The sequence below is a fragment of the Pseudomonas cichorii genome, assembly GCF_018343775.1.
Taxonomy (GTDB): domain Bacteria; phylum Pseudomonadota; class Gammaproteobacteria; order Pseudomonadales; family Pseudomonadaceae; genus Aquipseudomonas; species Aquipseudomonas cichorii.
In genome coordinates this window covers 1,683,820-1,697,468 of the sequence record NZ_CP074349.1, presented here as the reverse complement: position 1 = coordinate 1,697,468, position 13,649 = coordinate 1,683,820, and the positions used below count along the sequence as shown (strand labels likewise).

General features: G+C 60.3%; 9 protein-coding genes. 2 read left to right on the top strand and 7 right to left on the bottom strand.

Annotation, left to right across the window (positions count from 1 at the left end):
* A complete protein-coding gene (locus tag KGD89_RS07590; RefSeq protein ID WP_025259195.1) occupies positions 1–393 on the bottom strand; it encodes a MerR family transcriptional regulator in 393 nt (130 codons plus the stop codon).
* Between the two features lie 108 nt (positions 394–501).
* Between KGD89_RS07590 and KGD89_RS07585 the strand changes: the two genes are divergently transcribed.
* Complete coding sequence (locus KGD89_RS07585; protein WP_025259194.1) at positions 502–1,410, top strand: alpha/beta fold hydrolase; 909 nt, start codon at positions 502–504, stop codon at positions 1,408–1,410.
* Positions 1,411–1,443: 33 nt separating this feature from the next.
* Here KGD89_RS07585 and KGD89_RS07580 read toward each other — a convergent pair whose 3' ends face one another.
* From KGD89_RS07580 to KGD89_RS07560, 5 genes are all read right to left on the bottom strand, one after another.
* Positions 1,444–1,785, bottom strand: a complete 342-nt coding sequence (locus tag KGD89_RS07580) for a hypothetical protein (RefSeq protein ID WP_025259193.1) — start codon at positions 1,783–1,785, stop codon at positions 1,444–1,446.
* Between the two features lie 157 nt (positions 1,786–1,942).
* Positions 1,943–3,697: an ABC transporter ATP-binding protein gene (locus tag KGD89_RS07575; RefSeq protein ID WP_025259192.1), complete on the bottom strand. Its 1,755-nt coding sequence runs from the start codon at positions 3,695–3,697 to the stop codon at positions 1,943–1,945.
* A complete protein-coding gene (locus tag KGD89_RS07570; protein WP_025259191.1) occupies positions 3,694–4,842 on the bottom strand; it encodes a beta-galactosidase in 1,149 nt (382 codons plus the stop codon). The genes KGD89_RS07575 and KGD89_RS07570 overlap by 4 nt, the downstream gene beginning before the upstream one ends.
* A complete protein-coding gene (glf, locus tag KGD89_RS07565; protein ID WP_025259190.1) occupies positions 4,829–6,031 on the bottom strand; it encodes a UDP-galactopyranose mutase in 1,203 nt (400 codons plus the stop codon). The genes KGD89_RS07570 and glf overlap by 14 nt, the downstream gene beginning before the upstream one ends.
* Positions 6,019–7,119, bottom strand: coding sequence for a glycosyltransferase family 1 protein (locus KGD89_RS07560; RefSeq protein WP_074568957.1), 1,101 nt, complete (start codon positions 7,117–7,119; stop codon positions 6,019–6,021). The genes glf and KGD89_RS07560 overlap by 13 nt, the downstream gene beginning before the upstream one ends.
* Positions 7,120–7,446: 327 nt before the next feature.
* Between KGD89_RS07560 and galE the strand changes: the two genes are divergently transcribed.
* Positions 7,447–8,568, top strand: coding sequence for a UDP-glucose 4-epimerase GalE (gene galE, locus KGD89_RS07555; protein WP_025259188.1), 1,122 nt, complete (start codon positions 7,447–7,449; stop codon positions 8,566–8,568).
* A gap of 156 nt (positions 8,569–8,724) precedes the next feature.
* On the opposite strand, the gene KGD89_RS07550 is transcribed toward galE, so the two are convergent.
* The gene (locus KGD89_RS07550; protein WP_025259187.1) at positions 8,725–13,581 is read right to left on the bottom strand and encodes an NAD-glutamate dehydrogenase; all 4,857 of its coding nucleotides are present in this window, start codon (positions 13,579–13,581) and stop codon (positions 8,725–8,727) included.
* Between the last annotated feature and the right edge of the window lie 68 nt (positions 13,582–13,649).

The window sequence follows — 13,649 nt, the reverse complement described above, 5'->3', positions numbered from 1 at the left end:
CTACACAGCATCCAGAGGCGGAACCACACCTTCCGACAGCATCTTGAGCAGTCGTACCCGACGACGCTCCAGATCGTTGATCTGCTGCTCTATGGAGGCCAGCCGTTCACGTTGCGCAGCGGTGGTATCCGGGCACACCGCAGCACCTTCTATCATGCGCATGCAGTCGGGAAAGCTGCGGATCTCTGCCAGGCTGAACCCCGTTGCGATCATGCGCTGGATCTGTCTGACTTGCGTGACAGCTATCGCAGGAAACGTGCGATAGCCGTTGTTGGCGCGCATGGACTTGAGCAAACCATGCTCATCGTAATGGCGGATCGAACGCACACTGGCGCCGGTTTCTCGTGCGAGTTCGCCAATGCTCATGGTGCTTTTTGGGGTGGGCTTTGTCATGGATGCTGACCTGAGGCCGGGCAGGAAAGGTAACACGTTTTTTTGCTTGACCCTCACACTTGAGTGAGGGTTGAGACTGCGGGCAACCCTTGAACCCGGAGTCATATCGTGTCCCTTCAACCAGCTTTGCATCGCTTCTACACACTGCTTGTCTCAGCAATCCTGTTGGCCACTTCGGCGCTCGCCCAGGCGCAAACGAAAAGCTATACGGTTACAGCACCCGACGGCGTCACTCTGGCAGTTCAGGAGGCCGGCAACCCGGACGGCCCGGCCATCGTTTTCATTCATGGCCTGCTCGGCAGCCACTTGAACTGGGACGCTCAGGTAAACAGCCCGCTGCTGCAACGCTATCGAATGATCACCTATGACCTGCGCGGCCACGGCCTCTCCGGCAAGCCTTCGGATGCTCAGGCGTATGCCGACGGAAACCGCTGGGCCGATGACCTCGCCGCAGTCATAAAAGCCTCGCACGCTGAAAAGCCTGTGCTGGCGGGCTGGTCGCTGGGCGGTGTGGTCATCTCCAACTATCTGGCCAGGTATGGTGACAGCCGGATTGCAGGCGCACTGTATGTCAACGGCGTCATCGAACTGAAGCCCGAGCAGATCGTGGCGCATCCCGAGGTTTACCGGGACCTGAACTCCACCGACCTGAAGACCCACCTCGATACCGTGCGCACATTCCTTGCCCTGTGCTTCCACACACCGCCCGACACCCAGACCTTCGAGCGGTTGTTTGCCAATGCCGCGATGGCGTCCTGGAACATGCAAAAGGCTGTTCAGTCCATGACCGTGGAAGCCGCCAGGGGCCTGGGCAATGCAAAGGTGCCGGTGTTATTGCTGTATGGCTCGCGCGACGCACTGGTACAGGCCCGGCCTTCGATTGCACGCGCTACGCAACTGAATCCGAATGTGCAGAGCAAACTCTATGAACACTCAGGCCATGCTCCCTTCGTAGAGGAAGCAGAACGCTTCAATCGTGACCTGGCGGCTTTCATTGATTCAACGTCGGTGCGTTGATGGATAGGCATAGCAAGGTTTGTGGCATCGTCGTCACAAACACTCCTGCGCCGCCCGCTCGAATCGGGAAGTGATGAGCGTCGATGCCAATAGCTGGCGCTCATACAAAAACACTTTTCCGCCTGCCGGAGCCTTGTAGGCCTCAATAACGTTGTCAGCCGCTACCGGGCTGGAGACGACAATCCTGTAGTGCCGCTGGGATTGCGACAACACCGGGTTCAATGAATGTTCCTGCAGTTTGGGCATTACACACTGCACGTATTCATCGGGAGCCTTACTGGTTTGCAAAATAAGCGTCGGTTGATTCGGTGCAGAAGCGCAGCCACTCAACAACGCAAAAACGACGGCAAAGGCCGGGAGAGTTAAAAGGCGCATGTGAAGATCCTGAAATAAAAAACGGCTCATCGAGCCGTATGTCCAATGCGCGCATTTTCCATATTTATTACAGGGAATAGAATCTCTGATTTCTGATAGTCACTATCAGCACCGCCAATGAATTCAAACGTACTTCATCACTGCAACCCCATTGCCGTCAATCCTGGCGGCCCATTTCCTGGGCCTGCCAGAGCGTTTGAAACAGCCCGCCCGCGCTGCGTAATTGCTCGGGTGGGCCGTCTTCGACGATACGGCCTTGCTGAATCACCAGCACCCGATCGAACCTGGTAAGTGTGGTCAATCGATGGGCGATGGCAAGGACTGTGCGGCCGCGCATCAGGCTGCTGAGCGCTGACTGGATGATGGCTTCGGAGCTTGAATCCAGGGCGGCGGTGGCTTCGTCGAGTAACAGGATCGGGGCGTTCTTGAGAAAGGCCCGGGCTATGCCGAGGCGCTGGCGCTGACCGCCAGAGAGCATCACGCCCCGCTCGCCCACCAGCGCGTCATAGCCTTGGGGCAACTGGTCGATGAACTCGTGGCAATAAGCATTGCGGGCGGCTGCGATCACTTCCTCGCGAGTGGCCTCGGGTCTACCGTAAGCAATGTTTTCGTAGATGCTGCGGTTGAACAAGGTTGGCTCCTGAGGCACTACGGCTATCTGTCGGCGCAGGCTGTCCTGGCTGATCTGCCGAAGGTCGCGGCCATCGATGCGAATGCTCCCCGTACTGACGTCATCCAGACGTTGCAGCAAGCCCAGCAACGTGGTTTTGCCTGCGCCGGACGGGCCGACGATGCCCACTCTTTGCCCCGGCTCGATGCGCAAGGTCAGCCCGCACAACACCTGCCTGCCGCCAGGATAGGCATAGCCAACCTCTTGCAGTTCGATGGCACCGGATGGTACGGCCCATTCCTGCTCGGTATCGCTGAGTTCGTAGGGCTTGGCGATAACGGCCAGCGTATCGCCAATGGCCCCCATATGCTGGCTGGTCTCGACCAACGCCAGCGCCAGATCCCGTGAGCCATGCAGGATGCGAAACGTCAGCGCGCTGACCATCACCACGTCACCGACGCTCACGGCCCCGCGCGTCCAGAGCAGAATGGACCAGGCCAGCATGGTCCCGGCCATGCTCGCCAGACACAGGTCATGCAGCACTCGCGCCTTTTCAACGTACATCCAGCTACGACTCTGCGCCCGTGCCTCGGTGCGGATCTTGGCATCCAGCCTCAGCCGTTCCCGATCCCGTGCCGCGAAGGCCTTGATCGTCCAGACGTTGTTGACCAGATCCACAAGCTCACCGCCCACACTGGCCGCTTGCGCCGCATATAGCTGATGACGACTGCGCCCGCGAATGCCGAAGAAGGTGATGATCGCCGCCACCAGCACCACGAAAGCCACCAGCGCCAGTGCCATCTGGATGCGTACCGTGGCCAGTATCACCACCGCGCCGAGAAAATCGACGCAGGGCGGAATGATCTTCCACAACAGCGCACTGTAGATCTGCCCTGCCGCCGCGCCGGTGGCCGAAATGCGGCTGCCCAGGGCTCCGGCGTAGTGCTCGGCAAAGTAGCGCATCGGGTGTCCGGTCAGGTGGCTGAACAGGTCCACCCGCATGTCCGCGCAACTGGCGACCACCGTGCGGCAGCCCAGCCAGCCACCCAGACGCCAGAACAGGTTTTCGATGGCGATCAGAAAGATAAACAACCCGAAGGCGAACCAGACCCCGGAACGATTCCCCTCGCCGCCCATGCTGTCGACCAGCAGCTTCATGCCGTACTGCACGGCCACTGCGCAACTGGCGGCGGCGATCACCAGCGTTGCCATACCGCCATAGGCCCATGGCCGACGCCTGGCGTAGCCCCACAGAAAACGTCCGGCATTCGGGTTGGGCGGCACACTTTGCGCAATGTTCATGCGGGCGGCCTCTTGGGAATACGTACTCGGGCTTCAGCCAGACGTAAAGCGAAGCGGGCCAGGGCTTCGCGGGTCGGCGGGTCTTCGGGGCGCAAGCCACTGGCATCGGCATAACCAAGCAGGCCGCTGTTGCAGTATCGGTCGTCATCCCAGCCGGGATAGTCGAGCACCGGGTACAGGCACAGGCCACGCAGATCGACGCCCTTGATCAATGCCAGGATTGCCTGTTCCCCGACATAATCCAGCCATGGCCCGCGCCCGATACCCTCGGTACCGGTTTCGCTGATCACCAGAGGGCGGCCATAACGGGCGTGAACTTCCATCAGCATGCCAACCAATGGCCGAAAATGTGGCTCGCCGAGACGGATCGTCGGCCCGTCCAGGTACCATTGATTATGTGGATAGAAGTTCACGCCGAGGATATCCAGAAAAGCCTCATGCCCTCCCAGGCCAGGCCAGCTTCGGCCACTGATCAGGTCCCAGCTTTCGTACTGAGCCATGCGATAGGCCTCGGCCGCTTCGACATCACCGGCCCGCTGTCGCACAGCACGAACATGAATCAATGGATCGGCATGGATGAAACGCGCCCGTGAATCGACCTCGCGAATGGCGCTCATGGCTGCAATGCTCGCACGCACCAACTGGTGCTTGAGTTCGGTGCCGCGCTTATGGCCCAGCGGATAGAAATAGCCGACCTCGCCACCGCCCCATGCCCAGAAAGAGGGCTCGTTGATCGGGCAGTAAAACGGCACGGCATCACTGGACTCGCGCACCCGCCTGGCCACCGCCTGGGCCATGCGGGCGAAACGCTCGACGAAGACCGGTCGCCAGATATCCAGATCGTCCGGATATCCGTAGTGACCGAGATCCCAGATCACCTGAGTGCCGGTCCTCGTGGCAGCCAGCAACAGCGGCTCCAGACTGCTGAAGTCATAATGGCCGGGACGTGGCTCGATCAGGTGCCAGCGCACGCCGTCGCGTACCGTGCGCATTCCATACCCGGCAAGGCTGCGATAATCCTGCTCGGCCCAGCGGTCATGCCCGGTTGAGGCAATCAGGTCCAGACGCTTCCCGTCGCCGCGACGGCTGCTGGTGCATTCAAAGCCTCCCATGAGAAAACTGGCGAACGCTTCAGGCTCGCTCATGAGAAGCGCCCTCGGCCGTTGCGCCGCGGGTCTGAGCAATACGTTGGTAAAGCGCCAACGCCTGTCCCACCACCTGATCCATGTTGTAGTACTTGTAGGTGCCCAGCCGACCGAGGAAGGTCACGCCTTCGGTGGCATCCCCCAGATCCTTGTAGCGTTGATACAGCGCGGCATTTTCCGCAGCCGGCACCGGGTAATAAGGATCACCTTCGGCGCAGGGGTATTCATAGGTCACGCTGGTTTGCGCATGCTCCTGGCCGGTCAGGTGCTTGTACTCGGTGACGCGGGTATGGGGCACCGTCTCGTCGGGATAGTTGACCACCGCCACGTCTTGAAAGCGCTCCTGCGCCAGGGTCCGGTGCTCGAAACGCAGGGAACGGTAAGGCAGACGCCCAAGGGAATGGCCGAAGTATTCGTCCACCGGCCCGCAATACACCAGATGGCCACGGGGCAATAACCGGTCGATCTCGGCGAAATCCACACCCAACAGAATGTCGATGCCCGGATGATTGAGCATTCGCTCGAACATGGCGGTGTAGCCCTGCTGCGGCATCATCTGAAAGCTGTCGGTGAAATAGCGGTCATCGGCGTTGGTCCGCGCTGGCACACGGGCAGTGACCGAACGATCAAGCTGAGCCGGATCGAGCCCCCATTGCTTGCGGGTGTAGCCACGAAAGAACAGCTCGTACAGCTCGCGCCCCACCTGACCGACCACCACGTCCTCGGCGCTGCGTATCGGGTCGACCGGCTCGGCGCGTTGGGCAAGAAAGCGCTCGGCGCCCGCCTCGTCCAGTTCCAGGCCATACAGCCGATTGAGCGTGGTCAGGTTGATCGGCACCGGCACCTGTTGCCCACGCACCTGAGCCAATACTCGATGCTCATAGGGACGCCATTCGGTGAAGCGCGACAGGTAATCGACAATCCGTTGCGCATTGGTGTGGAAGATATGCGGTCCATAGCGATGAACCAGGATCCCGGCTTCGTCCAGATGATCGTAGGCATTGCCGCCGATATGCCCACGACGGTCGATCAGCAATACTTTCAGCCCAAGCCCGCAGGCCAGTCGCTCGGCCAGCACGCTGCCCGCGAAACCGGCGCCGACGATGAGATAGTCGTAGAAGGGTGCGCCGCCTTCCCCTTGCAATTGCCCGGCACGGTAGCGGGCCTGTTCAAGTGTCAGGCGAGGCATGTGATGTGCTCCATCATGGCGTTCCAGGTGCAATCCCAGCTCATACCGGCCAGGGCCTGATCGGCCAGATGAAACAACGCATCACGGTCCTGGCGCTGGATCAGCGCGGCTTCGATGGCAGTGACGAAACCGGGGACATCTTCGGCAATGTGTACCACCGGGCAAGCGCCATAGGTGCGCACCACATCGCGGATCGGCGTACTCACCACCGGGCAGCCACCTGCAAGGTATTCAGGTGTCTTGGTCGGACTGATGAAACGTGTGGCTTCATTGAGCGCAAAGGGCATCAGCGCCACGTCCCAGCCACTCAGGTAAGCGGGCAATTCGCTGTAGGCCCTGGCGCCCAGGTAATGAATGTTGGGCAGACTCGGCAGACTGGCCAGATCGATCTTGACCACAGGGCCAAGGACCACCAGGTGCCAGTCAGGTCGCTGCCGGGCCAGTCCTTCCAGCAAGACGAGATCGAGACGCTCATCCACGACCCCGAAAAAGCCCAGTCGCGGATGAGCGATACCGGCCTGATCGGCGGGCTCGGGCAATGCCTGTCGGGCACTGGCGAAATGTTCGATATCGACACTGCTGGGCATCGCATGGACATTGCCGTGCTGGGCACGCTTGGCCTCCCACAGGCTGACGCCACCCGTGAACACCACATCCGCCAGCGCCAGCAGACGCTGCTCGCGTTCAAGCAACTGTGGCGGCGCCCCCTTGAATGCCGAGAGCTCGTCCATGCAGTCATAGACAGTGCCACGGGCCGACAGATGCTCGCTGAAGCCCAGGCTCATGGGTGTGAAATACCAGCGCAGCAAAACCTCGCGTGGATTGCGCAGCAGGTAATCATCGAGCAGCTCGCGAAGTTGCTGTTCGGTCTGCTCGGCATTCAGCCCGGCAGGCAGATACGGCGTCGCCACCGTCACACCATTGGCCTGAAGAAACAGTTGCAGATGAGCCTGCTGACCCTCGGCTGTCAGTGGCTCCTCGAAAAACAGTACATCGTAGCGCCGCGCCATGCGCGTCATCAGGTGTTGAGGGCGCTGGTAGACAAATCCCCAGCGTAAATGGGAAAGGCAGACAAGCAAGGGACGCATGTTGACAACAACTTCATGGCCTTCGGCCAAATGCTCTGCGACGGGGTATGCAGCCGGGGTTGGAATCATGAGGTTCTCTCCAGAGCAAGTGATGTCGTGGCGATGAGCAAGACACCCGACACAGAGTTATGGACGAGTTCGCTGCGCTGAGCGTTCAGTCGGCACACCTTGATGGCCGACCAGTGACATGACCGTCCGGCCAATTCCCGGAACCGGGGATCGGTACTGCCTTTCGTTATGAAGTAAGCGATCCATTTACATCCGCGCAGACCTTCGCCATAGCGCAACAGCGGTCGCAGCCCACTTATTTCATGCGAAGGTGACTCTATGATCCTTGTGACCGGTGGTGCTGGTTACATCGGAGCCCACGCGGTACTCGCCCTTCTGGAGGTAGGCGAAGATGTGCTGGTTCTGGACAATTTCTGCAACAGCAGCCCACATGCCCTGACACGGATCGAACAGATCTGTGGCCGTCGTCCTGTTCTGGTACAGGGCGATGTACGTAACCGCGGAGTGCTTGCCAAGCTGTTTTCACGCTACCCGATCCGGGCAGTGCTGCACTTTGCCGGCCTCAAGGCCGTAGGCGAAAGCGTGCGCAAGCCGCTGCATTACTACGACACCAATGTCAGCGGCACCATCAACCTGTGCCAGGCGATGGCTGCCGCCGGTGTTTTCACGCTGGTGTTCAGTTCATCAGCCACCGTCTATGGCGGTTGCCGCAAGATGCCCATCGCCGAACAGGCCCGCAGTGGCCGGCCCACCAATCCCTACGGGCAATCGAAGCTCATGGCCGAACAGGTGCTGGGCAGTCTGGCTCGGGCCGATCAACGCTGGCGCATTGCGCTGCTGCGCTACTTCAATCCGGTGGGCGCTCATCCTTCGGGCCTGATCGGCGAATCGCCCAACACAATCCCCAACAACCTGCTGCCCTACCTGCTGCGGGTGGCTGACGGAAAGTTGCCGGTGCTGCCGGTGTATGGCGGGGATTACCCGACGGTGGACGGCAGCGGCGTGCGGGACTACATCCACGTCCAGGATCTGGTCGCCGGGCATCTCGATGCCTTGCACTACCTGCGCACCCACAGCGGAATCCGCGCCTGGAATCTGGGAACCGGCATCGATTATTCGGTGCTGCAAGTGGTGAAGACGTTCGAGCAGGTCACGGGCGTGAAGGTGCCGGTGCAGATGTGCGAGCGACGCCCCGGCGATGTCGCGCAATGCTGGGCCGACCCGTCACGGGCGCGCAGCGAACTGGGCTGGGTCGCCCGGTATGGCCTGGAAACCATGCTGCGCGATGCCTGGCATTGGCAATGTACAAGCCCCGAAGGCTACGAAGACGGATTGGTCACCATGCAAGAACCGATACCCGGCGTGCCGCTGTCGGCAGGTGGAGCCGCCGCGACAGACGATGGCTTACATGCGCTCTCTATGCCTCGCACGCGGCAGTGATCCTGCGAGCTTTCGCAAATGAGTTCGCTCCCACACCGCCACCGTACAAGCGAATTTATTCGCGAAAATATATTGCCTTCAAAATCCCGCGCCCGAAAAACAAAAAGCCCCGCATCACGACGATGCAGGGCTTTTCGTTACAACCGGGCTAGACCATCAAACCGCGACGGCTTGCCCGCTCATTGCCAGGTCCAGCAACTCGCGGTTGGCAACCGCGTACATGGCGTAGTCGGTACCGCTGGCCGCACGCAGCTCGACCAGCATGGCGCGCCAGCGCTCGACCATCGGGGCGTGTTGCTCCAGCCACAGGGCCAGACGCTCTTCCAGATCCTCAGGACCTTCCGGGATCTGCAGCACAGAGATGGTGATCGCCCGCTGTTGCCAGTCGATATCATCACGGAACGCTTCACGGGCCAGCGCCTGCCAGTTGTTTTCCACCGGCAGATTGCTGATCTGTTGCAGGTACCAAGTCACGTCCAGTGCGCTGCCTACCGCGAAATACACCTTGGCCACGTCGGCAGCATTGTGCCCGGTGACGTCGGAAGCTTCGATGATCGGCAACAGGGTGTACAAGTGGCTGGTGCCTGCAACCATGCGGGCCAGCAACTCGGGCACACCGGCTTCCACATAAGCCTTGTAACGCGCCTGCCAGACCTCACGGGTCGGTCCTTCCAGCAACTCATCGAGCTTGAGGCCCAATGCCGCCAGATGCGGACCGAAGTGAGCAACGTCACGACCGGCGTCCAGTTCGTTGCGACGGCTGCGCAAGAACCAGCGTGTGGCACGACGGCCCAGACGCATCAGCTCATCCATCAGCGACAACTGGATTTCAGCCGGGACCTTGTAATCCAGCGCCTCGATCTGACGGAACCAGTGCGGCAGGTGGAAGATGTCACGCACGGTCACGTAGGCAGCCGCCACGTTGGCCGCGCTCATGCCAGTGGACTCCTTGAGCCGCTGCACAAAGGTGATGCCCATGTGGTTGACCAGATCGTTGGCGATCTGGGTGCTGACGATTTCGCGCTTGAGGCGGTGAGCACGCATGGCGGTCGAGAACTTGGCGCTCAGCGACGGCGGGAACGCCGTCTCCATGTCGCGGGTCAGGTAATCGTCATCCGGAACACGGGACTCCAGCAAGGCTTCCTTGAGATCGATTTTGCTGTAGGAGATCAATACCGACAGCTCGGCACGGCTCAGGCCCTGACCGGCCGCAACGCGCTCTGCGATCTGGTCTTCGGCCGGCAGGAACTCGATGGCGCGATCCAGCTTGCCGCGAACTTCGAGGTCATTCATCAGGCGTTTGTATTCAGCGATCCGATCGTAGGCGCGACGTGCCGCCAGCGACAGAGCCTGGGTCTGCTTGTAGTTGTTGCCAAGCACCAGGTTGCCGACTTCGTCGGTCATGCTTTCGAGCAACTGGTTACGTTGCTTCTCGGTCATGTCCCCGGCCTGCACCACTTCGTTGAGCAGGATCTTGATGTTCACTTCGTGGTCGGAGCAGTCCACACCACCGGCGTTGTCGATGAAGTCGGTGTTGGTCGCGCCGCCATTGAGGCCGAACTCGACACGGCCCAACTGGGTCATGCCCAGGTTGCCGCCCTCGCCCACCACCTTGCAACGCAACTCGTTGCCATCGACGCGCAATGCATCGTTGGCCTTGTCGCCCACATCGGCATGGGACTCTTCGCTGGACTTGACGTAAGTCCCGATACCGCCGTTCCACAACAGATCCACCGGAGCCTTGAGCAGCGCGTGCAACAGCTCGGTCGGGGTCAACTTGTCGGCCTTGATGTCGAAGCGCGCTTTCATCTGCTCGGTGATCGCGATGCTCTTCGCGCTACGCGGGAAGATTCCGCCGCCAGCGGACATGATGCTGGTGTCGTAGTCGGTCCAGGCCGAACGCGGCAGGTTGAACAGGCGCTGACGCTCGACGAAGCTGGTGGCAGGGTCCGGGTTTGGATCGATGAAGATATGCAGGTGGTTGAAGGCTGCGACCAGTTGCAGTTTGTCGGACATCAGCAAGCCGTTGCCGAACACGTCACCGGCCATGTCGCCGATACCGATCACACTGATGCTGTCCTGCTGGACATTGATGTCGCGCTCACGGAAGTGACGCTGCACGCCCACCCACGCGCCCTTGGCGGTAATGCCCATCTTCTTGTGGTCGTAACCGGCCGAACCACCGGACGCAAAAGCATCGCCCAGCCAGAAGCCGTAATCGATGGCAATGCCGTTGGCGATGTCGGAGAAGGTCGCGGTGCCTTTGTCGGCTGCCACGACCAAGTACGGGTCGTCGTCATCGTGACGAACCACGTTGGCAGGCGGCACCAGCACGCCTTCCTTGAGGTTGTCGGTGATGTCCAGCAGACCCGAGATGAAGATGCGGTAGCACGCGATGCCTTCAGCCTGGATGTCATCGCGGCTGCCACCCAGCGGCAGGCGACGTGGCAGGAAACCACCTTTGGCACCCACCGGCACGATGACCGAGTTCTTCACCTGCTGGGCTTTTACCAGGCCCAGCACTTCGGTACGGAAGTCTTCTTCGCGATCGGACCAGCGCAGGCCGCCACGGGCCACATTGCCGAAACGCAGGTGAACACCCTCGACGCGCGGCGAGTAGACGAAGATCTCGAACTTCGGCACCGGCTTTGGCAGCTCGGGAATCAGGCGCGGGTTGAACTTGAAGCTGAAGTAGCTCTTGTTCTGGCCGTTGGCGTCGGTCTGGTAGAAGTTGGTGCGCAGGGTCGCCTTGATCAGGTCAAGGTAGCGACGCAGGATGCGGTCTTCGTTGAGCACCTGAACGTTGTCCAGGGCCGTGAGAATCGCTTGCTCCAGACGCAGTTGCTTGTCGTCCAGATCGTCGGAACCCAGCTTGCGTGCCAGATAGAAACGGGTCTTGAACAGGCGCGTCAGTTCACGGGCGATGTCGGTATGGTTGTTCAGGGTGCTGGCGATATAACCCAGGTCGAAGCCCAGGCGAATCTGCTTCAGGTAACGGGCATAGGCACGCAGCAGCGCCACGTCACGCCATGGCAGACCGGCGGTCAGCACCAGACGGTTGAAGGCATCGTTCTCGGCATCGCCGCTCACGATGTGGACGAAGGCGTCCTGCAGCGTATCGTTGAGCTGCTGGATATCGAGGTTCAGGCCTTCGCCATAGGTAAAGGCAAAGTCGTGAATCCAGAACTCGCGGCCATTGGCATGTTGCAGGCGATACGGGAACTCGCCCAGCACGCGCAGACCTAGGTTTTCCAGAATCGGCAGCACATCCGAGAGCGCCAGCGGTGTATCGGCGTGGTACAGCTTGCAGTGCAACTGCTGACGGCCACCAGCCAGCGGCTGATAGAAGCTCATGACCAGCGGGTTGGTTTCGCTCAGGCTCAGCACATGCTGCATGTCCACGACAGCCGAATGCGCAGCGAAACGCTCGCGGTAGCCTGCCGGGAAGCCTTTGGGGAAGTCGGCCAGCACATTGGTGCCATGGGCTTCGCCGAAACTTTCGACCACCAGACTCGAATAATCGTCTTTCCACGAACGGCAGGCCTGGATGACTTCGTTTTCCAGTTGTACCGGATCGATATCCAGATTGACCTTCGGGTCCACGCGCAGGATCAACTGCACACGGGCCAGGACCGATTCGGAGAAGAAGGTCCAGAACTCGCAGTCGCTGGCCTTCAGGCGCTCCATCAGAACCTGCTGGATCTTCTGGCGCACTTCGGTGGAATACACGTCGCGTGGCACGTAAGCCAGGCAGTAGCAGAAACGGCCATACGGGTCCTTGCGCAGGAACACGCGAATCTTGTTGCGCTCCTGGATCTGCACGATGGACATCACGGTGCTGAACAGCTCGTCCACCGGCGTCTGGAACAGATCGTCGCGTGGCAGCACTTCAACGACCTGCGCCAGCTCCTTGCCCAGGTGAGCCTTGGCATCGAAGCCGGAACGACGCTCGACTTCCGCCACCTTGCGACGGATGTACGGAATCTGCCGCACGCTTTCGCCATACACCGACGAGGTGTACAGGCCCATGAAGCGGCATTCCTTGATGACTTTGCCCGACGCATCGATCTGGCGGATCGAAACGTAATCAGGGTAAGCCGGACGATGTACACGGCTCGGGTGCGCAGCCTTGGCGAACGACAGCAGTGTCGGCTCGCGCAGGTAATTCACCGCATAGCCTTCGATATGCAGGTCTTCGCTGGAAAGCCCCGGACGCAGCAGCTTGGCCAGGCCCAGCAGGGACGACTCGTCGTAGATCAGTTGACCACCATCGCCTTCACCACGAACTTCAAACTCTTCATAACCCAGGAAGGTGAAGTGGTTATCCACCAGCCATTGCAGGAAGACCTTGATTTCGGCCTTCTCTGGTTCATCCGTGTTGTATTCGTTGGCATCGATGCTTGCCAGCAACTCGTGCAGGCGGGCTTTCATCGGCTCGAAATCTTCTACCGCAGCGCGGACTTCACCCAGCACCTGCTCCAGCTCACGGGCCAACACGCTCAGTTCGTTGGCGTTGGCGCAGCGGTCGATCTCCAGATACATCAGCGATTCTTGCAGCACACCCTCGCCCGTCGTGCCCTTGGGCAGCAACTCCAGCAACTCGCCCGCAGCCCCGCGACGCACGCTCAGTACGGTGGTTTGCAGGGTATGGATGCTGTAACCGCGACGATTCAGCTCGGTACGTACCGAGTCGACCAGAAACGGCAGGTCATGATGCAGCACTTCGACGGCGCTGTGAGTCGACTGCCAGCCATGACGCTCGTAATCAGGGTTATAGACCCGCACTTGAGGCTTGCCATGCTCGAAACGCTCCAGCAGGCGCCAGGCGGACAAGGTGCAGCCTGCCAGGTCGGAAAGGCGACGCTGGGTCAGTTCATCCAGGGAAATGATGCCGAAGAATTGCTCAGCGAACAGCGCTACTTGTGGCAATGCCTGTTCGTTGATGTGCTGAGCCAGTGCCGATTTCAGTTGGTGCTGGAAATCGGACTTGCTGGCTGCGGTGAAGAACGCCATCTGTGGTACTCCGCTTTGCTTTTATAAGGAGGAAGCTTGATGGAAGTGTCTCGTACCAGACTGCACCG